General features: G+C 37.0%; 29 protein-coding genes. 18 read left to right on the top strand and 11 right to left on the bottom strand.

Going from position 1 to position 25,691, the window contains the following annotated elements:
• Positions 1–54 precede the first annotated feature (54 nt).
• Both GJU32_RS02530 and GJU32_RS02535 read left to right on the top strand, forming a co-directional pair.
• Positions 55–306: a phage holin gene (locus GJU32_RS02530; protein WP_155590362.1), complete on the top strand. Its 252-nt coding sequence runs from the start codon at positions 55–57 to the stop codon at positions 304–306.
• A gap of 81 nt (positions 307–387) precedes the next feature.
• Positions 388–2,478, top strand: a complete 2,091-nt coding sequence (locus tag GJU32_RS02535) for a DUF2339 domain-containing protein (RefSeq protein ID WP_155590363.1) — start codon at positions 388–390, stop codon at positions 2,476–2,478.
• Positions 2,479–2,512: 34 nt separating this feature from the next.
• Here the strand turns inward: GJU32_RS02535 and GJU32_RS02540 are convergent, their stop codons facing one another.
• From GJU32_RS02540 to GJU32_RS02550, 3 genes are read right to left on the bottom strand one after another with little or no spacing between them, the layout of a single operon-like run.
• Positions 2,513–4,045 carry a DUF7305 domain-containing protein gene (locus GJU32_RS02540; protein ID WP_420798364.1) on the bottom strand — a complete coding sequence of 511 codons (1,533 nt, stop codon included), beginning with the start codon at positions 4,043–4,045 and terminating at the stop codon, positions 2,513–2,515.
• Positions 4,023–4,481 carry a PilW family protein gene (locus tag GJU32_RS02545; protein ID WP_155590365.1) on the bottom strand — a complete coding sequence of 153 codons (459 nt, stop codon included), beginning with the start codon at positions 4,479–4,481 and terminating at the stop codon, positions 4,023–4,025. The genes GJU32_RS02540 and GJU32_RS02545 overlap by 23 nt, the downstream gene beginning before the upstream one ends.
• Before the next feature lie 5 nt (positions 4,482–4,486).
• Entirely contained in the window at positions 4,487–4,933 is a 447-nt protein-coding gene (locus GJU32_RS02550) for a hypothetical protein (RefSeq protein WP_155590366.1), read from the bottom strand.
• 311 nt (positions 4,934–5,244) lie between these two features.
• Between GJU32_RS02550 and GJU32_RS02555 the strand changes: the two genes are divergently transcribed.
• The 10 genes from GJU32_RS02555 (at position 5,245) to GJU32_RS02600 (ending at position 14,994) form a co-directional block, all read left to right on the top strand.
• The gene (locus GJU32_RS02555) at positions 5,245–6,564 is read left to right on the top strand and encodes a G5 domain-containing protein (protein ID WP_155590367.1); all 1,320 of its coding nucleotides are present in this window, start codon (positions 5,245–5,247) and stop codon (positions 6,562–6,564) included.
• Positions 6,565–6,582: 18 nt separating this feature from the next.
• Positions 6,583–8,253 carry a GspE/PulE family protein gene (locus GJU32_RS02560; RefSeq protein ID WP_420798361.1) on the top strand — a complete coding sequence of 557 codons (1,671 nt, stop codon included), beginning with the start codon at positions 6,583–6,585 and terminating at the stop codon, positions 8,251–8,253.
• A gap of 11 nt (positions 8,254–8,264) precedes the next feature.
• Positions 8,265–9,311, top strand: coding sequence for a type IV pilus twitching motility protein PilT (locus GJU32_RS02565; protein ID WP_155590368.1), 1,047 nt, complete (start codon positions 8,265–8,267; stop codon positions 9,309–9,311).
• Positions 9,308–10,513: a type II secretion system F family protein gene (locus GJU32_RS02570; RefSeq protein WP_155590369.1), complete on the top strand. Its 1,206-nt coding sequence runs from the start codon at positions 9,308–9,310 to the stop codon at positions 10,511–10,513. Before GJU32_RS02565 ends, GJU32_RS02570 begins: the two co-directional genes overlap by 4 nt.
• Positions 10,514–10,600: 87 nt before the next feature.
• A complete protein-coding gene (locus GJU32_RS02575) occupies positions 10,601–11,053 on the top strand; it encodes a prepilin-type N-terminal cleavage/methylation domain-containing protein (RefSeq protein WP_155590370.1) in 453 nt (150 codons plus the stop codon).
• 111 nt (positions 11,054–11,164) lie between these two features.
• Entirely contained in the window at positions 11,165–12,139 is a 975-nt protein-coding gene (gene pilM / locus GJU32_RS02580) for a type IV pilus biogenesis protein PilM (RefSeq protein WP_155590371.1), read from the top strand.
• The gene (locus GJU32_RS02585) at positions 12,139–12,732 is read left to right on the top strand and encodes a PilN domain-containing protein (RefSeq protein ID WP_155590372.1); all 594 of its coding nucleotides are present in this window, start codon (positions 12,139–12,141) and stop codon (positions 12,730–12,732) included. The genes pilM and GJU32_RS02585 overlap by 1 nt, the downstream gene beginning before the upstream one ends.
• Entirely contained in the window at positions 12,729–13,421 is a 693-nt protein-coding gene (locus GJU32_RS02590) for a hypothetical protein (protein WP_155590373.1), read from the top strand. Before GJU32_RS02585 ends, GJU32_RS02590 begins: the two co-directional genes overlap by 4 nt.
• Before the next feature lie 64 nt (positions 13,422–13,485).
• Entirely contained in the window at positions 13,486–14,238 is a 753-nt protein-coding gene (locus GJU32_RS02595; RefSeq protein ID WP_155590374.1) for a prepilin peptidase, read from the top strand.
• A gap of 33 nt (positions 14,239–14,271) precedes the next feature.
• Positions 14,272–14,994 (top strand): gamma-glutamyl-gamma-aminobutyrate hydrolase family protein, encoded by a 723-nt coding sequence (locus GJU32_RS02600; protein ID WP_155590375.1) that lies wholly within the window; start codon positions 14,272–14,274, stop codon positions 14,992–14,994.
• Positions 14,995–15,102: 108 nt separating this feature from the next.
• On the opposite strand, the gene lexA is transcribed toward GJU32_RS02600, so the two are convergent.
• On the bottom strand, positions 15,103–15,720 hold the full coding sequence (gene lexA / locus GJU32_RS02605; RefSeq protein WP_155590376.1) for a transcriptional repressor LexA: 618 nt from the start codon (positions 15,718–15,720) through the stop codon (positions 15,103–15,105).
• Positions 15,721–15,838: 118 nt separating this feature from the next.
• On the opposite strand from lexA, the gene yneA reads away from it, so the two are divergent.
• Together yneA and GJU32_RS02615 are read left to right on the top strand one after the other, a co-directional pair.
• A complete protein-coding gene (gene yneA / locus GJU32_RS02610) occupies positions 15,839–16,198 on the top strand; it encodes a cell division suppressor protein YneA (RefSeq protein ID WP_230874906.1) in 360 nt (119 codons plus the stop codon).
• Complete coding sequence (locus GJU32_RS02615; RefSeq protein WP_155590378.1) at positions 16,198–16,863, top strand: YneB family resolvase-like protein; 666 nt, start codon at positions 16,198–16,200, stop codon at positions 16,861–16,863. Before yneA ends, GJU32_RS02615 begins: the two co-directional genes overlap by 1 nt.
• 47 nt (positions 16,864–16,910) lie before the next feature.
• Here the strand turns inward: GJU32_RS02615 and def are convergent, their stop codons facing one another.
• Both def and GJU32_RS02625 read right to left on the bottom strand, forming a co-directional pair.
• Complete coding sequence (gene def, locus GJU32_RS02620; RefSeq protein WP_155590379.1) at positions 16,911–17,486, bottom strand: peptide deformylase; 576 nt, start codon at positions 17,484–17,486, stop codon at positions 16,911–16,913.
• Positions 17,487–17,712: 226 nt separating this feature from the next.
• Positions 17,713–18,234: a GNAT family N-acetyltransferase gene (locus GJU32_RS02625; protein WP_155590380.1), complete on the bottom strand. Its 522-nt coding sequence runs from the start codon at positions 18,232–18,234 to the stop codon at positions 17,713–17,715.
• Positions 18,235–18,419: 185 nt separating this feature from the next.
• Here GJU32_RS02625 and GJU32_RS02630 point away from each other — a divergent pair, with 185 nt between their 5' ends.
• From GJU32_RS02630 to GJU32_RS02640, 3 genes are all read left to right on the top strand, one after another.
• The gene (locus GJU32_RS02630; protein ID WP_155590381.1) at positions 18,420–18,653 is read left to right on the top strand and encodes a DUF896 domain-containing protein; all 234 of its coding nucleotides are present in this window, start codon (positions 18,420–18,422) and stop codon (positions 18,651–18,653) included.
• A 126-nt stretch (positions 18,654–18,779) separates the two neighbouring features.
• Entirely contained in the window at positions 18,780–20,774 is a 1,995-nt protein-coding gene (gene tkt / locus GJU32_RS02635) for a transketolase (protein WP_155590382.1), read from the top strand.
• Between the two features lie 212 nt (positions 20,775–20,986).
• The gene (locus GJU32_RS02640) at positions 20,987–21,352 is read left to right on the top strand and encodes an HAD hydrolase-like protein (RefSeq protein WP_155590383.1); all 366 of its coding nucleotides are present in this window, start codon (positions 20,987–20,989) and stop codon (positions 21,350–21,352) included.
• Between the two features lie 45 nt (positions 21,353–21,397).
• On the opposite strand, the gene GJU32_RS02645 is transcribed toward GJU32_RS02640, so the two are convergent.
• The 5 genes from GJU32_RS02645 to GJU32_RS02665 all read right to left on the bottom strand — a co-directional run bounded on the left by GJU32_RS02645 (position 21,398) and on the right by GJU32_RS02665 (position 24,848).
• Entirely contained in the window at positions 21,398–22,030 is a 633-nt protein-coding gene (locus GJU32_RS02645; RefSeq protein WP_155590708.1) for a response regulator transcription factor, read from the bottom strand.
• Positions 22,005–23,045: a sensor histidine kinase gene (locus GJU32_RS02650; protein ID WP_155590384.1), complete on the bottom strand. Its 1,041-nt coding sequence runs from the start codon at positions 23,043–23,045 to the stop codon at positions 22,005–22,007. The genes GJU32_RS02645 and GJU32_RS02650 overlap by 26 nt, the downstream gene beginning before the upstream one ends.
• Positions 23,042–23,725: a cell wall-active antibiotics response protein LiaF gene (liaF, locus tag GJU32_RS02655; RefSeq protein ID WP_155590385.1), complete on the bottom strand. Its 684-nt coding sequence runs from the start codon at positions 23,723–23,725 to the stop codon at positions 23,042–23,044. Before liaF ends, GJU32_RS02650 begins: the two co-directional genes overlap by 4 nt.
• A gap of 112 nt (positions 23,726–23,837) precedes the next feature.
• Entirely contained in the window at positions 23,838–24,476 is a 639-nt protein-coding gene (locus GJU32_RS02660; RefSeq protein ID WP_155590386.1) for a PspA/IM30 family protein, read from the bottom strand.
• 15 nt (positions 24,477–24,491) lie between these two features.
• Complete coding sequence (locus GJU32_RS02665; RefSeq protein ID WP_155590387.1) at positions 24,492–24,848, bottom strand: lmo0954 family membrane protein; 357 nt, start codon at positions 24,846–24,848, stop codon at positions 24,492–24,494.
• Between the two features lie 307 nt (positions 24,849–25,155).
• On the opposite strand from GJU32_RS02665, the gene sirA reads away from it, so the two are divergent.
• Positions 25,156–25,614, top strand: a complete 459-nt coding sequence (gene sirA, locus GJU32_RS02670) for a sporulation inhibitor of replication protein SirA (RefSeq protein WP_196426561.1) — start codon at positions 25,156–25,158, stop codon at positions 25,612–25,614.
• Positions 25,615–25,691: the final 77 nt, after the last annotated feature.

A 25,691-nucleotide genomic window follows, 5' to 3' on the forward strand; every position in this document is an offset into this window, starting at 1 on the left:
TGTCACATAACCATTATGCATATACTGTGGCAAGAGGGGGGGAGGTGAGCTTTTATGAGAATTAATTGGAAGGTTCGTCTTCAACATATACCATTTCTACTAGGGCTATTTTCATTGTTACTCCTACTCGCACAACAAGTGGCGGCTATTTTTGGCTATGATTTAACAGGTGCGATGAGTGAGCAAATTTCTTCTATTTTAAATACAGTTTTATCCATTCTTGTGTTAATCGGCGTTATTGTGGATCCAACGACAAGAGGCACCAGTGATAGTGAGCGTGCCTTAATGTATCGAAGACCGAGATAAATTAAACGAAAAGTGTAATTTTACAATAAGGATAAATATGTTATAATGTTAGAAAATTGATAAAGTTGGGAGGATGATTGAATGTCCCTTGAATTGGAGCGAAGAATTGCTAAGCTCGAGGAGGAAATGGCAGATTTACGTCAGGAGTTGTCTTCGTTAAAAGGTACTCAAAATACTGAAAAAATAAATACTCTTGATGCCAGACAGTCGATGATCAAGCAATCAGAACCAATAAAACCAATAAAACCAAAACCGTCATTGGAGTCGAAGCCTATACCGACCAAAGTAACGGAAAAAGAAGTGCAACCACAGCCATCGATGGAGGAGCGTGTTATGTGGGCACTGCCAAAAGTATTCATGGTTATTTTAGTGATGGGCGTACTTTGGGGTCTAAAACTTGTCAGTGATTATGGTTATTTATCGAATGGCGTGAAAATCATCCTCGCCTTTGCGTTATCGGTGGGATTGGCGGTAATCGCCTACGTATTGGAACGTAGAAAAGTTGGCTCACCAGCTATCACCATTTCATTATATGGTGGGGCATTTATTGTTGGTATTTTAACTACTGCAGCTAGTGCCATTTTATACGAAATCATTGCTCTGACACCGGCATTAGGTATTACGATTCTGTATATTGGCTATGGTATTGCGATTAGCTACTTTAAGAAAAATGAAGCACTTACCATTTTTGTTGCCTTTACATCGTTATTACTACCTTATTTACTAGAATATATGGATTTTAGTGCCGTCATTATCTTGCTTTTTGTGATGATATTATTTGCTTCATTGCAAGTGGTCATTTATCAGCACAAGCAAAAGCTGGCTCTCTATATCGCCACATTCTTCTCTGTGCTAGCAGTAAGTGTTGTAGCATTTATGAATACTGACAAGCAAGTTGTTTTCGCACTTGGTTTACTTGTGATTCTAGCAATCTTTTATGCAAGTTGGTGTCTATTGTATAACGCACAATCCAAATGGAAGCCTCTTCATATAGGACTTCAATTTTCCTTAGGCTCATTTAGCTTATTGCTGATGAATCTTATCATCCGTACGCTTGACTACGGTGAAATGCTACTACTTATCTTCATCGGTTTATTTGGCGCATTAGCGTTTTATAGCTATCGCCAAAAATGGCAAGAAGTATTTGATAGTGCTGTAACACTCGCATTTATCACACTATGTAATACGATACTTTTAATGAATATACCAAATAAAGTAGATGATTTACTGTATCCGTTGATTGCATTTGCAGGTGTGATGATGAGTTTGCGCATACGGGCAAGTATGATGAAGGTCGTCACTTCGTTTTCCCTTGTGATAACATTCTCGCTAAACTTTGTCTTTCATGAACCAACACCATTTTTCAGCGTTAATCATCTAAGTTTGTTCATGCCGATTATCTATCTAGTCTTACTATACTTATATGCAAGAAGACCAAAAGGGACTTTAACACCTTTTGAAAAGGCCATGAAGGATTTGTATATCATTGATATTTTAGCGGTGGTCACAACTGGTTATTTCTTAGCTTATATTGGCAAACTAGATTCTGTTTATTTTACGACAACAAATGGAATTCCTTATATGATGTGTATCGTGTTAGCTGCACTATTTGCAGGCTCACTGTTAGTAGCTGAATCATACAAAGGGCAGGCATTAACCCCTGTTCTCGGCGCATTTTTCCTGCTATTCTCATTAATGATCAGCACCAAGACGACCATGATGGAAAGCTTAAATATTATGACAAGATTCGTATATATCGCGGTACTAGTAGCAATCATCGTGGACATTCTTGTAAAAGGACTTATTTATCGATTGTACGAAGAACGTCTAGGGAAATATGTAGATGCTATTGTAAGTGCTGGTATCGTGCTCACGATGATCTCTATTTGGGGGCTTATCCATCAATTTACGTATAACAACGTACTTGATTGGAAGCTGAGCATCGCTTTCACAACCATAACATTATTCTTGACGGCAAGTGTGTCGCTATGGATTGGTGCCACACATCAATTAAAAACACTACGTACGACAGGTTTTATTATTTTAGTCTTTGCGTTTATTAAGCTTATTTTCTTCGACTTATCTGCACTTGATTTATTAATTAGAGCGATTCTATTTATTACGATTGGTGGTATTGGCATGCTGCTGTCGGGTAGGTTGTTGAGGAGATAAATAAAAAGAGATTCCATTTTGGAATCTCTTTTTTCTATTGTTCTACTAATTCATTTTCCTTTATTAAAGTGATAGGATCGCCAATTTCGGTATGTCCTGAAGAAGGTGGTTGAATGGTGCCTTCTGTAAATGTAACGGAAGTACCTCCATTAGCCATTAAATTATCTGAAATAATAGCTCCTTTAATATGAGCACCACCTTCTAAAATGACAGAAGCATTTGGTGCGATAATATGTTGACCGATTGAGTTCGAACCACCATTGAAAGTAACTTTATTTGCTCCTGTATATATATTACCTGTTAATCCTATGCCCCCTGTGAATGTTAAATTGGCTTGTTTAGAATAAAGAGAGGCAGCACTTTGTGTTTCTCCTGCGACAGTGATAGCTGATGTTCCATTATAATATAAATTTATTTGATTAGCATTCCCGTTCTTGTTTAAAGATCCTTTTAAATTTAAAGTATTATTAATAAATACATTTAGCTTTCCTGTTCCTACAATTTTAATATGCCCTTGTAGTATATTAAAATCTTCGATATATAGATTTTTATCTGTATCTCCTACATTTATAGTCAACGTATTATTTTGATCAACTTTGAATTGTTTGAAATGTGTATCACCATTTAAATGTAAAGTATAGTTATTAGTCATCCAATTATCAGCTAAAAAATGTCCATTATTAATAATTAACGTTTTGTTGTGTGGATCTTTGATGACTTCTTGATTTGGAGGAACTGGTAATTGTGATAATTGGTGCATTTTCTCAATAGGGAATAAAGGCAGGATACTTGAATCAGGATATTTACTACTTTGAGTAAGTTTGCTTGATAAATCCCCCATCCAAGATGGGTATTGGAAATTATCACTTGAAGCACCTACAGTACCAGAAATAGATGAACCACCATCCAAGGAAATTATACCGGTGTCAGTAGCTACATCTCCCTTTATTGATGCCCCACCTGTTAGCTTAATATTGCCCTTAGTTTGGACAGCAAAGTCAGGAGTAACAGTATTTATATTTTCCTCGTCATTTCCGCCATTATTTTTAGTTGTTTCGGCATCAAGTACAAAGTCTACACTTTGCTGTAGTTCTCTTTTTTGTAACGGGGACTCTTCATAAGTACCGATAGAAGTTATCCAATATCGAAGATCCTTATCTGAGTCTTTTTTAAGGGTAATATGGGCGGTAGGCTGCATTCCTAATTGTTTTTCAAAATTATTTATAGTGCTTTTAGCACTTAATAGTGGTTCAATGATACTTTTAATATTTTCTTCATATAGTTCCACAAATTTTTCATATTTTTTTTGTTGAATTGGTAAACGATCGTATTCTGCTTTTGCACTTTGATAAGCTTCATTCGCTTTTTCTAATAAAATTGCTTTTTCGTAATTGACTCCTGCCTCAGCAATGTAATAAATGGATTGATCTTCTCGCTCGTGCTTAGAGAGCTTTAAGGAATTTGAGGATACTGCAAGTAAGCCTAGACCTAAAGTCGTCACTAATATAATGGTTAAAAAAACTAATAAAAATGAAAAGCCTTCATCATTTAGTAGGTTTTTCTTCATCTTTTGCACCGTCACCACTCCTAAAGGATAGTTGTGTAGAGATTGTATGTTCGTTATTACTTTCAATATTTATGGAAATGGAGTCGCCAATTCTTGTTAAAGAAAATGAATGAATATTAGTGGCAATAATTTCGTTGTTACGATTAATCGTATTTTTTTCAGTATCAAAGATATATGTGTATTGAACAGAACCATCTCTGTTTTTAAATGTTGAATTAGTAGGATCATATGTAATAGTTTTTCTCATATCTTTCGTAATGAGTTTTAAAACATAAGACATCTCTGTTAGCTGATCATTATTTTCAAGTTGTTTATTATTTGTTTCTTTACTAGACACAAGTATACTAAAAAGAATAGTTGAAACAATGCTTAAAATTAAGATAGCTGCAAGTACCTCCACGAGTGTAAAACCTCTGTTGTTTTTTATTAACCACATATATTTCACTTCCTACTATAAATATTTTCTATCTTGCTTTTTAATACTTCTTTCTCATAAACTTCGATAACAATACTATTGAGATATTCATATTGACAATGGCGCTTGATAGTTAGAATAAAACGTCTACCTTCCAACTGTTTTTCATAGCTCCAAATTGTTGAAAATTTATTATTCTTACTACAACTAATTTTTTGAGGATTGTCTGTACTTGTATAGAGTAATTGTGCAGCTAATTGTTCTTCTGTTCTGCCTTTGATTTCTCTAAATATATTTTCCATTTCATTTTGAGCTAAATAAGTAGAATCTACAATTGTGCTAGAAGTTTTGGAGGTTTTGTTAGATTGAATAAATAACCCGAAAAATGAAAGCAGTATTATTGTAATTAGAATTAAAGAAGAAACGACCTCAATTAATGAAAAGCCACCTTCATTTTTTAAAGATTTTTGCAATAATATCGCCCCTTAATAAGTTTTTGTACTAAATGAACTAATTAAAAATTTAGTGTATGATGTTTTGATAAAAGAGTGATTCCATAAGTATGATTCATATCGACTAGTAATAAAGTATTTATAACGATAATATAACATTATCTAAAAGATAAACTAGTCTAATTCGTGAAATTTCTATAGATATTGAGAAGAAAATTAAAAATATATTAGGTTTATAGTAGTGTAATGTAGTAAAAAATAATGTATCCTAATATTTGAATGAGTATAAAGTTTTAAATTAGGAATTTGCGGTGTTTAAGGGGGATTGACAGATGAAAAAAAATATAACCATTACTGTATCATTGATAGGGATATTTATCCTAGCTGTAGTCTGTCTTCCGAATTTTATAATAAACGGGAAAGTTTTTGCTAGTGGAGAGACAAAGAGTTCAACAATTGGTAGTGTAAAAGTCTCTGATATTAATAGTGCAAATTTATTACCAACTGTGGAACAGGCAATTTTAGACTGGCAACAAACAGAAATAACTGTTAAAGGTACTGATGTCACCAAGACAATTGACCCAAAACAATTAATTTTTGATACTACTGCAGCTATTTCTCAGTTTGAAATGCTGACAAAAAAACCTTGGTATGCCTTTTGGAAAAATGACAAAGTAGTACATATCCCCATCCCTGTAACTGTCAATGATACTGTTATTCAGGAACTAAATGAAATGGGTATTTTAGATACTAATAAAACACTTCAAAAAATAATAATACAAGCAAGTTATTTGAAAGAGCATGAGGTTGAAGCAGTAATCAATGCTGATGCTTTGCAAATGAAAGAAAGGATTTCCTTTCAAATGGAGGATTTACCAGCGAATGAACAAGGGGTTGCAAAACTAATTCCGTTATTAAATGATGTCACTCTTATACCAAATCAATCATTTTCTTTGCTTTCACTTTTAGGTGAACAGGCAGGAACTGTAAATGATGCTAGTTTAGATTTTGTGGCATCCATCCTCTATAGTGTGATTCTCCAAACAGAGTATGAAATTTTAGAAAGACATTCTCAACAAATAAAACCAAGCTATTTACAACTCGGAATTGAAGCGGATATCAACGCTGCATTAGCGAAAGACTTACAATTTATCAATCGCTCTAATCAATTAGGCAAAATGAAAGCTACAATTGAGGGCAATCAATTAAAAATAGAACTATTTACAGCAGAAAAAGATAAAGATATTACGGTTCGTGTAAGTAAAGATAAAATCGTTAAGCCACGAACTATTTACCGTTATTCAGATAATTTAAAGGCTGGTCAAGAACGTGTGGAACAAGAGGGCAAAGAAGGGGTGAGAGTTGAAGTTCATCGTTCCATTGTAGAGAACGGTGCAACGGAAGAACAGTTCATCAGCAGAGATTACTATGCACCAAAAAATCGCATTATTACACGTTCATCACAGGAGCCTATTACTGTCACTCCGCCAACAAAAAACGCAGGACAAAGTGTATCAGATCCTGATCTAGAGATGGATTTAGATGGCAATGGTTTACATGATATAACACCTTCAACACCAGAAGAAGATGGACCAGAAATTGTCTATGGTTATTATGATAAAGGTGGTAATTTTATACAAACAAGTCCGTGATAATTTGGAGGTATTTTTATGGCAATGAAGTCAGGTCGTAAACGTTTAGGGGATTTACTTGTTGAATCAGGCGTTATTACAGCTGAACAACTAGAGTACGCATTAACTACTAAGTTGAAAAATGAGAAGTTAGGTGATTTTCTAATTAAAGAAAATTTCTTAACGGAGCAGCAACTCATTGAAGTACTAGAATTTCAACTTGGTATTCCTCATATTAGTTTAAATCAATTTTCAATCAGTCCTGAATTATTGCAATTAATTCCTGCTGAGTTGGCTAAGCGGACAAATATTATGCCTATCCGCAAAGAGAAAAATAAATTATTTATTGCGATGGAAGATCCGATGGATTATTTTGCTATCGAAGAAGTCCGTATGACGACAGGCTGTCAAATCGAGACAAGTATTGCAGCGAAAGATGATTTATACCGCACGATTACAAAATACTATGATTTGCAGGAGTCGATGGACGCTGCGATGTTAGATTTAGCAGCAACTAATACTGAAACGCAAGACGAGATTGAGAATGATGACTCACCAATTGTTCGCTTAGTGAATCAAATTATTGCCAATGGTGTAGCACAAAGAGCAAGTGATATTCACTTTGATCCACAAGAAACAGACCTACGTGTACGTTATAGAGTAGATGGTGTGCTTCGTACGGAGCGATCATTACCAAAACATATGCAAAACGTCGTATTGGCTCGTATTAAAATTATGGGCAATTTAAATATTACAGAAAATCGTATTCCTCAAGATGGACGTATAAAAACGAACGCCAATTTCAGACCAGTTGATATACGTTTAGCTACATTACCGACCGTCTTTGGAGAAAAAGTTGTCATGCGTATTTTAGATTTGACCAATTCTTCCAATGATATTGATAAATTAGGCTTTAGCGCAACAAATGAAACACTTTTTAGGACAATGATTGCCCGACCAAACGGTATGATGCTTATTACGGGACCAACAGGCTCTGGTAAATCCTCTACACTATATGCAGCGTTATCTCATTTAAATGAAGAAGGAGTCAATATCATTACGGTTGAGGATCCTGTGGAATATCAGTTAGATGGTATTAACCAGATTCAAGTAAAAGAAGATGTTGGCTTAACGTTTGCGGTGGGGTTACGTTCGATTTTACGACAGGACCCTGATATTGTAATGGTTGGTGAAGTCCGAGACCTTGAAACGGCTCAAATTGCTATACGTGCCTCACTTACAGGACATTTAGTGTTAAGTACGCTGCATACTAATAGTGCAGTAGAATCCATCTCACGTTTACATGATATGGGCATTGAACCGTTTTTATTATCCTCCTCACTTGTAGGTATTATGGCTCAACGACTTGTACGTAAAGTTTGTCGTGATTGTGCTGAACCATATGTATTCACCTCACGTGAACTAGAAATACTAGAGGTAAATGGGGTGGAAGGTGTTACCCAAGGTAAGAAAGGACGTGGTTGTCCGGCATGTAACAACACTGGCTACCGAGGACGTATAGCGATTCATGAAATCCTTCCAGTTGATCGCCAAGTGAAAGATATGATTTTAAATCATGTAGGTGATTTGGTTCTACGTGATTATATGAACGAAAAAGGCTATCACACCTTATTAGTAGATGGACTATTAAAGGTTGTAGCAGGTCAAACAACAACGTCAGAAATTTTACGTGTTGCAAGTGTAGAGTAGGGGTGATAAAAATGACATCATATTCAATCGTCGAATTATTAACACGTGCGTTTGAAGAAAAAGCATCGGATCTTCATTTAACAAAAGGTATTCCACCAGTCTATCGTATTCATGGGAAGTTGGAACATTATGGTGCAGAACCATTAGATTCAGAAGAATTGAAGGAAATGGTTCATACCATTCTTCCTGTACATAAACAACGGGAGTTTGAGGAAAAGGGAGAAACTGACTTTAACTTTTCATTGCCTGGGAAATGTCGATTCCGTGTAAATGCTTATCATCAGCGAAATGAAGTGACGATAGCTGCTCGTCTAATTGAGGCAAAAATTCCTTCCATTGAAGCACTTAATATGCCGCAGGTATTATATAAGCTTGCAGAAAAACCACAAGGTTTAATTTTAGTAACTGGCCCAACAGGCTCAGGTAAATCAACTACATTAGCAGCAATGATTGATCATATCAACGAGACAAGATCAAAGCATATTATTACGTTAGAGGATCCAATAGAATACTTGCATACTCATAAAAAGTCTATTATCAATCAGCGTGAGGTAGGTGTTGATACAATAAGCTTTGCAAATGGTTTACGTGCTTCATTGCGTCAAGACCCAGATATTATTTTAGTTGGGGAGATGCGAGACTATGAAACGATTTCAACGGCTATCACGGCTGCTGAAACCGGACATTTAGTAATGGCAACGCTTCATACAAGTAGTGCACCAACTACAATCGACCGAATTATTGATGTATTTCCACCACATCAGCAAAGTCAAATTCGAGTCCAGCTTGCGAATGTCCTGCAAGGTATTATTTCTCAGCGTTTATTTGTTCGTAAAGATGTAAAAGGGCGCATTGCTGCGACAGAAATTTTAGTTCAGGCTCCTGCCATTTCGAATTTAATTCGTAATGAAAAAATTCACCAAATACCAAGTGTAATGCAGACAAGTAAAGCATTAGGCATGCACACATTGGAATCTTCTATGCAGCATCTAATTGCTACAGGGAAGATTACGCTAGAGGATGCACGACCATACATGAACGCTGGTGATTATAGTTGACTGTATTTCGTTATAGTGGTCGCACCAAAACTGGGGCACCTAAAAAGGGAATTATTGAAGCACCGAATAAAAAAATTGCTATGGAAAAGCTTCGTGCACAAGGAATAAATGCGCGAGAACTTCAAGAATCAAATAGCATTTTACATAAGGACATTGCCATTGGTACAAAAGTGAAGCATCAAGATTTTGTAATTTATTGTCGGCAATATGCGACATTAATTCGTGCTGGTGTCCCTGTTGTTGAAGCAACGCATATTTTGGGTGAGCAAACACGGAGTAAACCGCTAAAGCGAGCATTGATGCAGGTTGAAGAGGAAATTCGAAGTGGGACTGCATTCTCAGATGCAGCAGGTAAACATCCCAAAGTGTTTCCATTGCTTTTTGTCAATATGATGCGTGCAGGAGAGGCTACTGGTAACGTTGACGATACATTAGATCGCCTGTCAAGCACACTTGAAAAGCAATATAACATCAAGAAAAAGATACAATCAGCAATGACCTATCCAGCAATATTGTCTCTTTTAACACTGGTGGTAGGCATGTTTTTAATGGTTTTTATTGTGCCTACCTTTATGGACGCTTTTAAAGAAATGAATTTGGAAATGCCGTTAATAACGGTAATTGTTGTAGGTATTAGTGATTGGCTCATTCAATTTTGGTACCTTGTGATTTTAGGGTTATTAGTATTAGTAGTGGGATCACGCTATTTCTATAAAAATAATAAAGAGTTTCATTATGCAGTTAATGTTTTTTTACTTCGCATACCTATCTTTGGACAGCTTTTGCAAAAGGATGTTATAGCGAGAATGACAAGAACTTTGTCAACGCTTTTTAGCAGCTCAGTGCCTATTCTACAAGCATTAACAATCGTCGAAAAGGTTGGTGGCAATCCGGTTATGGGAAAAGTAGTGCTGGAGGCCCGCGATAATTTAGAGAAGGGTGGCACATTATCGGAGCCACTTGAAAAAAGCTGGCTGTTTCCACCTCTTGTTACACAAATGACATCAATTGGTGAGAAAACAGGCTCCTTGGATTATATGCTTGAAAAGATTGCTGATTTTTATGAAGAAGAGGTAAATCGTGGCGTAGATACAATCAAGTCATTAATAGAGCCATTAATGATTGTAGTGCTGGCCCTTGTAGTAGGCGTAATCGTTGCGGCTATATTCTTACCAATGTTCCAATTATATGAAAATATGTAAATTGTAATTAACTAAAACCTATTCAGAAATTGAATTAGAAGACCGTGTTTTCACACTTCATATAAAACTATCAAGGAGGAATTCTCTATGTTTAAAAAATGGAAAAATAAAAAACTATTGAAAAATGAGAAAGGTTTAACGTTGGTTGAACTTTTAGCTGTAATTGTTATCCTAGCAATTATCGCAGCAATCGCTGTACCTGCAATTGGTAATATTATTGCTAAATCTAAGGACCGTGCTATTTTAGCAGAGGCTTCAAATATTCTAGCTGGAGCTAAGATTGCTTATATTGATGGGGCTTGTGGAATAGATGAAACATGTGCAGCAACTGAATTAGAAGATTTTGTAGATGGAATTATATTAGACAGTAATACAGAGGTTACTTATAAAAGTAAAGTATGGTCAATTACTTACCCTAAATTCGGTGATATGAAAACTGATCTTAAATTGAAAGAAAAAACGGTATCTGAAGCAGACCTAAATAAGGCATTAACAAGTGCAGGAGAAAAACCGGCTGGAGGAGATACTACAACTCCTTAATCAGTCCTCCCAACCCATCCAGAGACGCAAGTTTTCTTGTGTTTCTGGCTGGGGAATGGATGACTAATTGATAAAATCATTTTACTGAGTAGGAAAAGGAGGTCTTTTCACATGTTTAAGAGAAAGAGAAAGTCGCATGTATCGATTGAACTGAAGGATTATGTGCTACGTGCGATTGTGGCGAAAGGACCAGAGCCCAGTCATTGGCAAGGCTATGAATACCCTTTACCAGCTGACATCGTTGAAAATGGAGCAATCGTAGATGAAGTGTCCCTTTTTGAAATTATTAAAGAACAGGTTGTGAAATGGACAGGAAAAAAACAGGCTGTTCGTATGTTTGTCCCTGATACAACTGTTTTATTAAAAAGTTTTGAGCATCCTAAAGATGTTAAACCTCAGGAATTACGAGGATATGCTGAAATGGAATTGGGCCATTCCATTCATTTACCTTTTCAGGACCCTTTAATTGATGTTTATGATCCCGATGCGGAGGACGGCAAGGCAATATTATTTGCAGCACCTTCAGAGGAAATTACGAAAATGGTAGGGATGTTGTTAGATGTCTCTTTGGACCCTGAAGCTGTCGATATTCGCGCATTATGCAATATACGTTTATTAGAACATATGTCAATGTTAGTGCCAAATAAAACATATTTAATTGCTGAATGGTCTATTAATGAACTTTCCATCAGTATCTTTTCAAACGGACAAGTTGAGTTTTTACGTTATCAATCGATTGAAACTGATATGGCGCAATGGCAGGGCAAAAACGTCAATGAGTTTAGCTACCAATTCCTTTACAATGGTGAAACAGAAGATTACCAGATGGTCGTTATGGATCAGGTTTTAGAAATCGATCGAATGATGAACTTCTTTAAGTTTTCTTTACATAAAGGGGAAAAAACAGTAGATGAAATCATAATGCTTGGCGATAACCCATTACTCAAATCAATAGGAACCCTATTATCTTCTAATTTAGAGACACCTTTGATGATTGTTGATGAAGCAATAATTGAGAAGTTCTTTCCTCACTTTAAAAAAGAATTTTCAACGTTGCTAGGCTTAGCTTTGAAGGAGGTTCATTAATGGTTCCAGATATAAACCTCTTACCACAACTTGAGAAAAGGTCTACTACTCCAAAGCTTTTTTATAGCTTGGTAACGGTCATTGTAGGTCTAATAGTCGCTTATTTACTATTTTTATTTTTCACATCTAAGAGTGATTTTTCACGTTTGTCTGCTGAGGAAAAGACATTAACAACACAATATGAACAATTACAGCAAGAGCTAGATGCAAGACAAAGTGTTAATCACGGGTCACTGGAGGAGTCTGTTACCTTTATTCAAGGTGTTTCATATCCCGTAACCCCATTAATTGATGAAACGAAAACTTTACTACCAACTCAAACATATTTGCGTAGCTACGTTTTTGGGGAGAATACAGTTAATATTGAAGTGGATTTTGAAACGATGACTGATATATCGAAATATATAGAGCGACTTTTAAAGAGTAGTTATTTTACGGACGCACAAATTAATACAGTGTCAAATTTTGATATAGAGATTGGTGAACATAAGGAATTAACGCCTGAACAAAAATTTAAAGAAGTGCCACGTTATTCAGTGTCCATTACAGCTACAATCGACTTTATGTATTTAGCTGGAGGAGCACGCTCATGAATAAATTAACGAGTAGTAAAAATTCATCTATTATGTTGTTACTGGCTCTTATATTCGCTATTTTATTTGCGCTTTATTATTATTTATTATTACCCAAGTTAAATGAAGTAGAAGCAAAAGAGAGTAGTGTATCACAGATACAGCAAGAGATTTCTAATGTAAAAGAACAATTAGCTCAATTAGACAAGGAGCAGGGCCAGCCGACTATCAATGTTTTAGCGTTAAGGCAGAAACTACCTGCTACAAGAGCAGTTGAAAAAATCATACTAGATTTAGCTGAGATCGAAGAGGTGACAGGGACACGCATAAAGTCATTAACAGTTCAGAATGATGATGCGGCTTTTTCACAAGCAGATGTATCGGAAGACCTTACTATGTTGGAGCAAGCTGAAGAAGAGGTTAATGGTGAACAGGATAACAAGATTACTAGGTCACCGATTTCATCTATTTCAAAGGATTCGTTACCATCTAATTTAAAGCTCATTACTTTTATATTAGAGGTTGGGGCGCTTGATTTTAATTCTCTAGAGAGCTTCTTACAGGAAATTGAACAATTAGAGCGTGTGATGAAAACTGATACCATCGAATTCAAATTACCTGGGGAAAAGGACCAATTAGAAAAAGATGCGGATCTTACTTTACAAGCTACCATACAAGTGACAACCTTCTATTACGAAGAACAACAATAATTGCATGGATAGGCGTACCATACTTCATTTGTATGGGCGCCTATTGGTTTAGGAGGAAAATAAATTGGAAATGGCTTATACAATCTTCATATTTTTATTTGGGCTTGTCTTTGGCTCATTTTTTAATGTGGTAGGCTTACGTGTGCCACAAAAGGAGTCGATTGTACATCCTCCTTCACATTGTACTAAGTGTCAGAGGCAACTGACGGCGCTGGATTTAGTGCCAGTCTTATCTTATGTGTTTTTGGGAGGTAAATGTCGGAGTTGTGGCAATAAAATAGCTTGGATTTATCCAGTAATCGAATTATCAACAGGATTTTTATTTGCCTTTGCTTATTGGCAGCTAGGTTGGAGCATAGAATGGATAGTAGCGCTATTTTTTATCTCCTTGTTAGTCATTATTATCGTTTCGGATTTGGCCTATATGTTGATTCCAGATAAGGTGCTTTTATTCTTTTTACCCTTTCTCGTTATTGGACGAGTATTGTCACCATTAACACCCTGGTGGGACTGTCTTGTCGGTGCAATTGTCGGTTTCGGCATATTATATATTATTGCTGTGATATCGAACGGTGGTATGGGTGGAGGCGATATTAAATTATTCTTTTTAATTGGATTCGTTCTTGGTACAATTCATACACTGTTAACGTTATTTTTAGCTGCAATCATTGGCATGATTGTCGGGCTTGTCGTGCTAACTAAGAACAAGCAGGGGAGAAAAACACCCATTCCTTTTGGGCCGTCTATTGCATTAGCCGCTGTCATTGTTTATTTCTATGGTGATTCATTAATCAATTGGTATGTAGGCTTTTGGTAAATGTTGAATCTTCAAGTATGTGGAGGGAATCAAGTGAAACCAATTATTGGCATTACAGCTTTTGTGGAGGATGATTTGTCCTCTCGTTTAAATGCTGCTTACAGCAAAAGTATCATTGAGGCAGGTGGGATCCCACTGATAATCCCGCTAGGCGTTGAGGCGGATGCTACCCAAATTCTTGCCCTTACAGACGGCTTGTTGTTATCGGGGGGCTATGATGTTCATCCCTTTTTATTTGGGGCAGAGCCTTCACCTAAACTAGGGAGAATTCATCCAGCGAGAGATACAGTTGAGTTAGCGTTAATTGAAGCAGCTTTCATTCGTAAAATGCCTATTTTTGGTATTTGTCGTGGTATTCAAATGTTAAATGTTGCATTAGGTGGTACTTTGTATCAGGACATTGATAGTGACCATTATAGTACCAAGCTGCTCAAACATGTGCAGCAATCAGATCGAGCTGTAGCTACCCATTATGTACAGATTATTGCTGATAATTTATTAGCAACTATCTTAGAACAAGAGAAAGTTGCTGTAAATTCGTTTCATCATCAGGCAGTGAATGTATTAGCTGAGAAATTAAAAGTGGCAGCAAAATCAAGTGATGGTATTATCGAAGCGGTGGTTCATGAGGAACTACCATTTTGCTTGGCTGTTCAGTGGCACCCTGAGGAACTAGCCATAGCAGGAGATGAGCATGCACAAAAACTTTTTTCAGCATTTGTTGAAGCTTGTTTAAAATTTAATAAGGAAGCATAGAATGGGCGTCATACAAAGAATCCAATCGTAAGGATTCTTTTTTTTGCGTAAAAAAGAGGATACATGCTCTTAAAAGGAACACATAATCCTCAAAACCTAATTTACTCATTAATGCACACGACGATAAAGCCCTACAACTTGTCCTAAAATGGAAACTTGATCGACGATAATAGGTTCCATTGATGAATTTTCAGGTTGTAAACGGAAATGGTTTTTTTCCTTGAAGAAACGTTTGACTGTGGCTTCATCCTCTGCTGTCATTGCCACAACAATATCTCCGTTATTTGCTGTTGCCTTTTGCTTCACAATAACTAAATCGCCATCTAAAATTCCCGCTTCAATCATAGATTCACCCATAATCTCTAACATGAATAACTGATCTTCACTTGTACCATACGTATCTGGAAGTGGGAAATATTCTTCAATGTTTTCAATAGCTGTAATAGGAGAACCGGCTGTAACCTTCCCTACAAGTGGCACATGAATGACTTTTTGCTTTTGAATAGATTCCTCAGGTTCTAGAATTTCAATGGCACGTGGCTTTGTTGGATCTCGACGAATAAAGCCTTTTTGCTCTAGTCGAGCTAAATGACCATGAACAGTTGAACTTGAAGCAAGTCCAACGGCTTCGCCAATTTCACGCACAGATGGTGGATATCCCTTAGCACGCACCTCTTCCTTAATGAAAGCTAAAATGTCCTCTTGCCTTTTCGAAACTTTTTTCATGATTGCTCACCTCTTTTTTCTAATATCATTCTTCTTATTTGATAGTATAGCAGAATGCGAACACGTATGCAAACATAGGTTCGAAAAGTGTTTGACAAAAACATTTGTTCGCTTTATTATGAGAACATACATTCCGAACAAACATTCTAGAAAAGGGGTAACGATGATGACTTGGTTAAAGAAAAATACACATATCTCAATTTTATTAGGAGCTTGTCTGCTATTTGCAGGATACCTTTACATAACTGATCCGGGAGATGTTAATTACGCAGAAATTCAAATCGAACATGGAGATAGCTTGTGGTCGTTAGCAGAACAATACCGTGGTAAAATGAATACAGATGATTGGATTAAGCTTGTTAAAACAGAAAATGAATTAGCGGATATTAAAATCGTGGCAGGAAAATCTTTGGTCATTCCTGTAGTGAATGATCAAGCCAATCCCATCAATACTATCGAAATTGCGAGAAATGAATAATGATAAATAATCAATTGTCGGCTGTTGTCTATTGCCGTGTAAGTACTGAAAAAGAAACACAAAGCTCCTCATTAGAGCGCCAGCAGGAAGAGTTACTGCGCTACGCTAGAGAGCAAGGCTATGAGGTGAAAGGTGTTTTTAAGGATAAGCATAGCGGCTATGATGTAGAACGCCATGGCCTACTAGAAATGCTGGATTTCATTAAAGAAAAGGGGATTAATGCTCTTTTTGTACAGGATGAAACACGTTTAGGACGTGGGAACGCAAGGATGGCGGTGTTGCATTTATTGCAAAAATCAGCAACAGATGTTTTTTCAATGCGTGATGCTGGACCAGTTCAACTAAATGAAATGGATACAATGCTGCTTGAGATTTTAGCAATTGTAGAGGAGTATCAGCGTAGAATCCATAATGCTAAAATACGTCGAGGTATGCGCCGTGCTGTAGAAAATGGCTATCGTCCTGAAAATAATTTATCGAATCGGGGTAATCCACATGGACAGGAGCGGAAGGAACTACCCGTCGAAGAAATTGTGAAGCTACGAAAACGTGGATTTACTTTTGAGGAAATTTCTATAACGCTTAGAGGGTTAGGCTTTGAAGTAAGTAAAGCGACTGTGCATCGTCGATTCCAAGAGCACCAAGAAAGATTAGCAGGCAAATAATACGTCTGCTAATCTTTTTTCATTGAATACCTCATCAGTAAAAAATGCTACTGAAATGAAGAAAGGCTTTCAATTATAATGTTTGTTGGTAGTTTAAAAGGGTTTTCTTTGTTTATTCTGTCATAAAACATAATACCATTTAAATGATCGATTTCATGTTGCACAACGATTGCACCATAGCCTTGTAACTGTACAATAAACTCTTGTCCTTCAATGTCATAAGCTTTGACCTTAATTCGCTCATATCTCGGTACAAAACCATGGACAGGTCGATTAACAGACAGACAAGCTTCTCCTTCAGGTAAATAAATCATATTTAGTGAATGACTCATAATCTTAGGGTTAATGAACATTAATTCGGTGCCATTAAAAAGGACAGCAAACATTCGTCTATCTACACCGATTTGGTTAGCAGATAGTCCACTCCCAGGTCGAAGCTTATATTTTGTTGCTAGATTTGGATCTTGACTGTTTTTTAAATATTGTAGCATCGCGAATAATGTATGTCTGTCCTCTTTAGTCACAGGTATCGTAACCTCTTGGGTTTGTTGTCGTAATAAAATCGAGTGTTCTTTAACGAAATCTTTCATGGTGATCATGTATTCAGGATGAAACTTAGTCATAGATAAACACCTCGTCAATTCGACTATTTAGTGATTTTAAAAGCTAATTAAAGGGGTGGATCGTTCTTATCGTTTTCAATACAATAGATTGACTGTGGGATATCCCTAGTTTTTTTTTATGAAATTTTGATCATATTCGTCAGGTTTGTCCCTCCGTTTTATCCAAAGCAGTATACATTTATCCTGTAATATAATTCTTTTCTAACAATCATATAACACGGTGATGTCATGTAGATTTGTTCCATTCTTCTTGTAATACGGCGTAATAGTACTCATCCCACCAAGCATCTCGATGTGGTATGCATTTTTTAAAGAATCCTTCACGTCGCATTCCTATCTTTTCCATGACCCTAAATGAAGCAATATTTTCTGGCTGACATGTTGCTATTATTCTATGAAGCTTCATTTTAGTAAATCCATAGTCTATTACAGCATGAGCAGCTTCAGATGCAAATCCATGATTATGGTAAGTAGGATTTAATACCCATCCTACTTCATAGGTGTGTTCGCCAAAGTATCGGTGGAAAACCATATGACCGATAACTTGTTGTTGATCACGTAAAACTATTGCGTAATGTTTGGCTTGTTCCCCGCTATTTTCTGTAATAAATTTTTGTACCTGCGCTTCATTTAAAACACCTTCAGGCATATAGTGCATTACATTTTTATCTGACATATAACTATAAATGGCTTTCACATCTTGTGCTTCAAATGTTCGGATCAGTAATCGCTGTGTTGTGATGTTCACATTATTTCCTCCAATATATATAATTTTTTCCTTTTATTATTATTTATACACCCTTAACATCTGTAAGTCATGTAAATTATGTCCAAGAAGTGTTATTAAGGGTTGGTATAACTGCATTTTAAGGGAAACCGTGCTATACTTTGCATACTGAAGTAATTAAGCTAGGTACTGAAAGGTGTGTAATCATGTTATCAAAAGAAAAAATTAACCGAATTAATGAACTTTCTGCTAAAGCAAAAAATGGACAATTAACAGATGCAGAGGCAAAGGAGCGAACAGCGCTTCGTAAGGAGTACTTAGATACGTTCAGAGCAACAATGCGTGATACGATTGAAAACGTAAAAGTGGTGGATACAGAAGGTAATGATGTAACACCAGAAAAGGTAAGACAAGCGAAAAAAAATAAATTTCTAAATTAATGTGACACAATTTAATAAAGTATGTAATAAAACGCAAATAGTATAACAAAAGCATTGTTTTCTAAAGCAATGTTGACTAAACTGTAGAAGAACAATATATAGGACGAGAAAGGATGTCACAATATAATGACTCAACACGCGGATCTATTAGCAATTAATGCTATCCGAACTTTGTCAATCGATGCGATTGAAAAAGCAAATTCTGGTCACCCAGGTTTACCAATGGGGGCAGCGCCAATGGCTTATACGCTATGGACAAAACAATTACGCCATAATCCAGCAAACCCAAAATGGTATAACCGTGATCGTTTTGTATTATCAGCTGGTCATGGTTCCATGCTTCTATACAGCTTACTTCATCTTGGGGGCTATGGTTTACCAATGGAAGAAATTCAAAACTTCCGCCAATGGGATTCATTAACACCAGGACATCCTGAATATGGTCATACAGTAGGTGTAGAGGCAACGACTGGTCCTCTTGGACAAGGGATTGCCATGACTGTAGGTATGGCAATGGCTGAGCGTCATTTAGCAGCTACTTACAATAAACCAGGTCATGACATCGTTGACCATTATACATTTGCACTATGTGGTGATGGTGACTTAATGGAAGGTGTAGCGGCTGAGGCTATTTCATTAGCAGGTCACTTAAAACTTGAAAAATTAATCGTACTTTACGATTCTAATGATATCTCTTTAGATGGTGACTTAGAAAAGTCATTCTCCGAAAACGTGCAAAAACGTTTTGAATCTTATGGCTGGAACTATTTAAAAGTAGCAGACGGCACAGATGTAGAGGAAGTCAATAAAGCTATTGAAGAGGCGAAAAAATCAACTGGCAAACCAACTTTAATTGAAGTGAAAACAGTGATTGGTTTCGGTTCTCCAAATAAATCTGGTAAAGCAGATTCACACGGTGCGCCACTTGGTACAGATGAAGTTGTATTAACGAAAGCTGCCTATGAGTGGGCACACGAACCATTCCAAATTCCTGCTGAAGTATACGATACATTTAATGCTGCTGCAGAAGTACAAGGAGCACAATCAGAGGAAGCTTGGAATACTAAATTTGTAGCCTATAAACAAGAATTCCCAGAATTAGCTGCACAATTTGAAAAGGCTATGAATGGTGAATTACCAGAGGACTTTGCTTCTGAATTACCTGTATATGAAGCAGGTAAATCTGTAGCGACTCGTTCTTCTTCAGGTGATGCGATTAATGCTATTGCGAAGAAAACACCTTCATTCTTTGGTGGGTCTGCTGACCTTGCAGGCTCAAACAAAACAACAATGAAGGGGGCAGGGGACTTTTCGGCAGAAAATTATGCAGGTCGCAATATCTGGTTTGGTGTTCGTGAATTTGCAATGGGCGCGGCTATGAACGGTATGGCTCTTCACGGTGGTTTAAATGTATTTGGTGGTACGTTCTTCGTATTCTCTGACTATGTACGTCCAGCTGTTCGTCTTTCTGCATTAATGGGTCTTCCTGTAACGTATGTATTTACACATGACTCTATTGCTGTAGGGGAAGATGGTCCGACACATGAACCAATCGAGCACCTTGCGTCATTACGTGCAATGCCAAACTTATCTGTTATTCGTCCAGCAGATGCAAATGAATCGGCAGTTGCTTGGGAGCTTGCAGTAGCATCACAAAAAACACCAACAGTTTTAGTATTATCTCGTCAAAACCTACCTGTTCTTGACGCTTCTATTGAAACGGTACGTGAAGGTGTTACGAAGGGTGCTTATACAGTTTCTCCTGCTACAAAAGAAGTAGCAGATGCTATTTTACTTGCAACAGGCTCGGAGGTTTCACTTGCGATTGAAGCACAAAAAGCATTAAAAGCAGACGGTGTGGATGTAGCAGTAGTGTCAATGCCATCTATGGATCGCTTTGAAAAACAAGACGCAGCTTACAAAGAATCTGTTCTACCAAAAGCTGTAACAAAACGTCTTGCGATTGAAATGGGTGCATCATTCGGCTGGCATAAATATACTGGCTTTGATGGTGACGTTCTTGCAATTGACAAATTCGGCGCATCAGCACCAGGTGAATTAGTAATGGAAAAATACGGATTCACTGTAGAAAATGTAGTAGCTAAAGTGAAAGCACTATAATAATTTGCATTTAAATACCGCAACACTCAGCGTACGTAAACATCGGCTGAGCGTTGCGGTACTTTTTTATAATTTTTCATAGTAGCAATCCATAAAGTGAAGCATTGAGTGACAAATATACCAATGAAAAGCATGGAGCTCTTTGAACTACCACCTATACCTAACTCATCGACAATAATGCCAGAGAACCAAAGAGCTACCAGAAACAATGATTGTCTAAGTTAAAGCAACAGGGATACCTATTAGCCATTGTGACATCAAAGCCAACTGTATTTGGTGAAGAAATTTTAAAATATTTCCAGCTTGAGCCGTTTTTCAATCTTGTAGTAGGCAGCCATTTAGATGGTTCACGTTCTGCTAAGAGTGAGATTATTTTAGACGTGCTACAGTATTTTTCCACTTATCCAAGAGAGCAATTTATCATGATTGGTGATCGAAAATACGATATGGTAGGGGCTCGTGATAATCAAATTGACGCTATTGGTGTGACATATGGTTATGGATCATTAAATGAGTTAGAAAATGAAAATCCTACCTACATAGTTGATTGTGTGAATGACTTGATAAACTATCTCTAAAATGTGAAAAAACTGCATAATCACATGCAGTTTTTTATGTAGGAGTTATTTAGCAAGACCGTTCTGAAATGCGTAGACAACTGCTTGTGTACGATCTTGAACTTCTAGCTTCGCTAAAATATTGCTAACATGTGTTTTCACCGTTTTTAAGGCGATGAACAGATCATCGGCAATTTCCTGATTGGCTTTGCCCTGCGCCATCAACAACAATACTTCCATTTCACGGTCAGTGAGTTGCTCGTAAAGTGGTGTACTATTGCCATGGCGCATACGATGCATCATTTTTGATGTGACCTCTGGCTCTAACACGGTTTCGCCACCTATTGTTTTACGAATGGCATCGGCAATTTGTTTGGCATTGGATGTTTTTAAAATATAGCTCACTGCACCTGCCTCTAAAGCAGGGTAGACTTTGTCATCATCTAAAAAACTCGTTACCATCATGATCTTTGCCTCAGGCCATGCTGCTAAAATTTCTGCTGTTGCCTCAGCACCTGTCATAATCGGCATTACATTGTCCATTAAGATAATATCTGGACGTAAAGAAAGTGCTTTTTCAACAGCCTCTTTACCGTTTTCAGCCTCGCCTACAACTGTAATATCTTGCTGTGCTGTTAGGTACGCTGAAACGCCAATCCGCACCATTTCATGATCATCCACTATGAGCACTTGTATCATCGTCATTGACCTCCTCCTTATGTAGTGGAATTTTAACCTCCACAATCGTTCCTTCTCCAGGCACTGACACAATTTTATATGTGCAGCCAATCTCAACTGCCCGTTCAGCTATATTTTGTAAGCCGTATGAAGTTGATTTATCTGCCTCCACATCAAACCCTAAACCATTATCTTGAATTCGTAAAATGGCTAAGTCGTCCCGTGCAACAAGCAACAATTCCACCTCGCTTGCTTTAGCATGACGGAGTGTATTGGAGAGGGCTTCCTGTGCAATACGGAATAGATGATCTTCTTCAGCTTTCGTTAATGCCATTTCCTCAAGCTCATATTCAATATGGAAATATACTTTTTGCTGAAGCTCAATAATTAATTCCTCTAAGCCTTGTGCCAGTGTTTTATTGTGTAAAGCAACAGGTCGTAAGTGTAGTAGTAATGCACGCATCTCTAACTGTGCCTGCTGAACAATTTTTTCTACTTGTTTTAGGCTATTGGCATTTTCGTCATTTTCAGTTAAAGCAGAGAGCAACATTGAGGCTGCAAACAATTGCTGTGACACTGAATCATGTAATTCTCTGGCTAGACGTTGGCGTTCAGCAATAATACGCTCCTGAATAATTTTATCATGGGCCTCCGCACGTTCATTGGACAACCGCTGTAAACTTTTACGCTGTGTATCGATTAATTCACTTGTTTGGACGATCGCCTTTTTTAATGGCTTTGGAAGAGATTGCTTTTTGGAAAGGACAAAATCAGGCTCAATTAATTGCTTTACAATGCGCGTTGCCTGAGCTTCTCTCGCACGAGCAGTCATGCTGATCCAGCTTGCAAACAGAAAGCTGAGAGCAAATAGGCTGACAACGATGATTCCACCTAGAGGAATATTATCGTAAGTTTGTTGCCATAAAGGTTCCCATGTTTTTTCATCTGGATTTCCCCATACCGCCACAAGTAGACCGAACGCAGCACTCATTAAAATGAAAAATAAGGTAAATACCCTTGAAATAAAGGCAATCATTTTCGTAGCACCTCCAAATCTCCAAGCCATGTTGCAACATGAATAATCAAAATGCGTTTTGCATCCTCAGGGTTGCCATCGGAGAAGCTAACACTTTCATTTAATATTCGTTGTGGCCCTAGATGTAAGCAGTTAAGCTCACCAAAAAGCGTTGTATAGTGTAAACGAAAAGGTATTTCATAAGGAAGACAGATTTGAACTTTGCCGATACCTTGTCGAATCGTAATGAGACTAGTGCCAGCAGGTAAGATCGTTTGCGTCGTATCAATTGTAATATCCCCTGCAAGACGTTGAATTTGCACATCTTGCCATTTATACGCTTCCGTAGGCGCTGGCATTGTGCCAATTAAGTCATTTTTCGTCGCAGGGAGTTTTTCAAAAAGCTCTGCACCCACTATTTTCGGTTCGTTTTCTCGTTGTAAGTATTGATAAAGCATATATAAGAGCATGATCACAACGAATAAACGTAAGCTCCACATAGTGAATAGCGCGATCGCAATGAAGAAAATTCCCGTCCATTTAAAAAAACGAACTTTCTTGGAAAAGCTTAAATAAAGAAGTACTGCCCCAATCAATAAACAGAAGGCGCCGCCATTATTAAAAATTGTAAGCTCCACAAAAACGAGTAAAAAGAAGCATAGTACCCAAAATGTGAGCTTGTTTGTTGTGAAATTTTGCAAGAGGGTCACCCTTCCTTCTACTAATAGTATAAGAGAGGGAATGGGTCCCTCTATTTTATAACGTGAAAGAATGCGCCTTATAAAGTTGGCGCATTGCTTTCATTATACCATGTTATTTATTTTCAATTAGCAGTGGTGAGCTATCTTCTACTGCTTTTTTTTCTAATTCTGCCAGTCTTGCTTCAAACGTTGTAATCTCATGATCTTTATCAATTTGATAAGCCAATTTATCGATATAGGATTCTAAATCTTCAAAGTTTGTTTTATTGTTTTTGGCAATCATCCCGTCCATTTGGTGGTGGGCACGTGTTACATTTTCTTTCCCCATCAGCTGTAATTGACGTACTTTCATATCTTTAATTTTATGTTTCATTGTTTCGAATTTACGCTCTAGCTCGAAGTATTCACGTGTACTTGCTTCAATACTTGCTTGCAATGTATGGTTACGAGCTGTGTAAGCTGATACTTCATCCGTAGCGAAATCAATTAAATCCTGCTCATTACTAGTTGTTGCTAGCTTTAGTTGAGATTCACGTTTAGCTAGTAATTCTGCATTTTCTTTATATTCTTGCTCTAGCTTTTCTTGTAATTGCCCTTGTCGCTCTAATAATTTACCTGTTTGTTCAGTTTGTTTTTCAGCCTCGCGAATGTATTGATTTAACATCGCAATCGGATTTTTTTGTTCCTTTTTATCAAATAATTGATGTAAGTCTGCCTCTACTGTATATCTAAAACGTTGAAATAAATTCATTTAAATTCGCTCCTTTTATTTTGTTAAATTTGACCATTCTTTTTCGAAGTTTGTAAACGGATCTTCTTCTTTTTTTCCTTCAACTGTAGGGATTTTTACATTTTCGCCATTCCATTTTTTATAGATGACATAGACAACAGCGATTGCTGCAAGACCGACCATTGCTGGAATGTTTGACACTGCTGATAGGACGCCGATTAGACCAACGGTAGCCCAGAAAATTTTACCGAATGTAGATTTGCTTGCAATGTAGAAGTGCATGCCAAGTGCTACAAATAATCCAGAGAACAGTAAGCCTGCCAGTGGACCGATTAAGGCAAGTGCAACACATGCTGCGATGACGCCTCCAGTTAATAAAAGAAATTTTTTCATTTGTTTTAGCTCCTTTCGTTTGTATCTTTATGTTACCTATTTACGGGATTGTCTAAAACGGACTCGAAATTGATTTTGTACTAGGTCTTGAGGCTGAGATCCTTCTAAGCAGCAGCAAATGAGGGTTTATGTAGAGGTCGATGTGTTGCTTTTTCTTGTTTCTGGAAAATGTTTGTTCTCTTTTAGTAGGAAAATAACATCTGCCATAAAGTCATTTTTAGAACCGAAACTAGAATTTTTTCGACAAAAATAGAAGATAGATCCCTCCTTCGTTTGACAAATTAACAAGATGGGATGAGCTATACTTATGGAAAAGAAGCTGAGCGAAGGAGGATTTCTGGTGAGAACCTATTCCATATATAAGATAAAAGAAGAGCATTTAACGTTTATTTTTGGCAGAGAGCGTAAATTGTTAGAAATGATGCAAGGCTGTGAAGACGCCAATGAGAAATCCTTAAAAGAACTTGCATATATATGTGAATCCGTTCGTTTTGATGAAATTGCAGCGATGTTGGAGCATCAACTTGATTCCAAATATGCACATTTAGAAAGAGCTCGCAATGCTTTATTTTTAGAACATCCGATAAAAGGCAAAATGGCTATATATTTGGTCGATCGTAAAATTTGTGTTTATTGTGAAGGTTCCCGAATGCTAGATTTAGATCTATTTCAAATGCTTGCAAAAATGAGCGAACGATTTATTGCTTTCAATAAACAAGATAATGAGTGTGGGTGGTTAAAGCCGATGAAGTATACAATGCACTAGGAAAATTCACTACAATATATAGTAACACGCTATCATTTGGTGTATAATGGAGCGTGGAGAGTTTTTTCTCGGTATAT

The sequence above is a fragment of the Lysinibacillus cavernae genome (assembly GCF_009724685.1).
Taxonomy (GTDB): domain Bacteria; phylum Bacillota; class Bacilli; order Bacillales_A; family Planococcaceae; genus Lysinibacillus; species Lysinibacillus cavernae.

Excerpts from the sequence above, each read along its gene's own strand:
- pilM (WP_155590371.1), top strand. The coding sequence starts at position 11,165 with ATGTTTAAGAGAAAGAGAAAGTCGCATGTATCGATTGAACTGAAGGAT.
- yneA (WP_230874906.1), top strand. The coding sequence starts at position 15,839 with ATGAGAACATACATTCCGAACAAACATTCTAGAAAAGGGGTAACGATG.
- GJU32_RS02540 (WP_420798364.1), bottom strand. The coding sequence starts at position 4,045 with ATGAAGAAAAACCTACTAAATGATGAAGGCTTTTCATTTTTATTAGTT.
- lexA (WP_155590376.1), bottom strand. The coding sequence starts at position 15,720 with ATGAAAAAAGTTTCGAAAAGGCAAGAGGACATTTTAGCTTTCATTAAG.
- GJU32_RS02565 (WP_155590368.1), top strand. The coding sequence starts at position 8,265 with ATGACATCATATTCAATCGTCGAATTATTAACACGTGCGTTTGAAGAA.
- sirA (WP_196426561.1), top strand. The coding sequence starts at position 25,156 with ATGGAAAAGAAGCTGAGCGAAGGAGGATTTCTGGTGAGAACCTATTCC.
- GJU32_RS02665 (WP_155590387.1), bottom strand. The coding sequence starts at position 24,848 with ATGAAAAAATTTCTTTTATTAACTGGAGGCGTCATCGCAGCATGTGTT.
- GJU32_RS02530 (WP_155590362.1), top strand. The coding sequence starts at position 55 with ATGAGAATTAATTGGAAGGTTCGTCTTCAACATATACCATTTCTACTA.
- GJU32_RS02615 (WP_155590378.1), top strand. The coding sequence starts at position 16,198 with ATGATAAATAATCAATTGTCGGCTGTTGTCTATTGCCGTGTAAGTACT.
- GJU32_RS02545 (WP_155590365.1), bottom strand. The coding sequence starts at position 4,481 with ATGTGGTTAATAAAAAACAACAGAGGTTTTACACTCGTGGAGGTACTT.
- tkt (WP_155590382.1), top strand. The coding sequence starts at position 18,780 with ATGACTCAACACGCGGATCTATTAGCAATTAATGCTATCCGAACTTTG.
- GJU32_RS02630 (WP_155590381.1), top strand. The coding sequence starts at position 18,420 with ATGTTATCAAAAGAAAAAATTAACCGAATTAATGAACTTTCTGCTAAA.
- GJU32_RS02585 (WP_155590372.1), top strand. The coding sequence starts at position 12,139 with ATGGTTCCAGATATAAACCTCTTACCACAACTTGAGAAAAGGTCTACT.
- GJU32_RS02645 (WP_155590708.1), bottom strand. The coding sequence starts at position 22,030 with ATGATACAAGTGCTCATAGTGGATGATCATGAAATGGTGCGGATTGGC.
- GJU32_RS02575 (WP_155590370.1), top strand. The coding sequence starts at position 10,601 with ATGTTTAAAAAATGGAAAAATAAAAAACTATTGAAAAATGAGAAAGGT.
- GJU32_RS02555 (WP_155590367.1), top strand. The coding sequence starts at position 5,245 with ATGAAAAAAAATATAACCATTACTGTATCATTGATAGGGATATTTATC.
- GJU32_RS02590 (WP_155590373.1), top strand. The coding sequence starts at position 12,729 with ATGAATAAATTAACGAGTAGTAAAAATTCATCTATTATGTTGTTACTG.
- GJU32_RS02650 (WP_155590384.1), bottom strand. The coding sequence starts at position 23,045 with ATGATTGCCTTTATTTCAAGGGTATTTACCTTATTTTTCATTTTAATG.
- GJU32_RS02535 (WP_155590363.1), top strand. The coding sequence starts at position 388 with ATGTCCCTTGAATTGGAGCGAAGAATTGCTAAGCTCGAGGAGGAAATG.
- GJU32_RS02660 (WP_155590386.1), bottom strand. The coding sequence starts at position 24,476 with ATGAATTTATTTCAACGTTTTAGATATACAGTAGAGGCAGACTTACAT.
- def (WP_155590379.1), bottom strand. The coding sequence starts at position 17,486 with ATGACTAAGTTTCATCCTGAATACATGATCACCATGAAAGATTTCGTT.
- GJU32_RS02560 (WP_420798361.1), top strand. The coding sequence starts at position 6,583 with ATGGCAATGAAGTCAGGTCGTAAACGTTTAGGGGATTTACTTGTTGAA.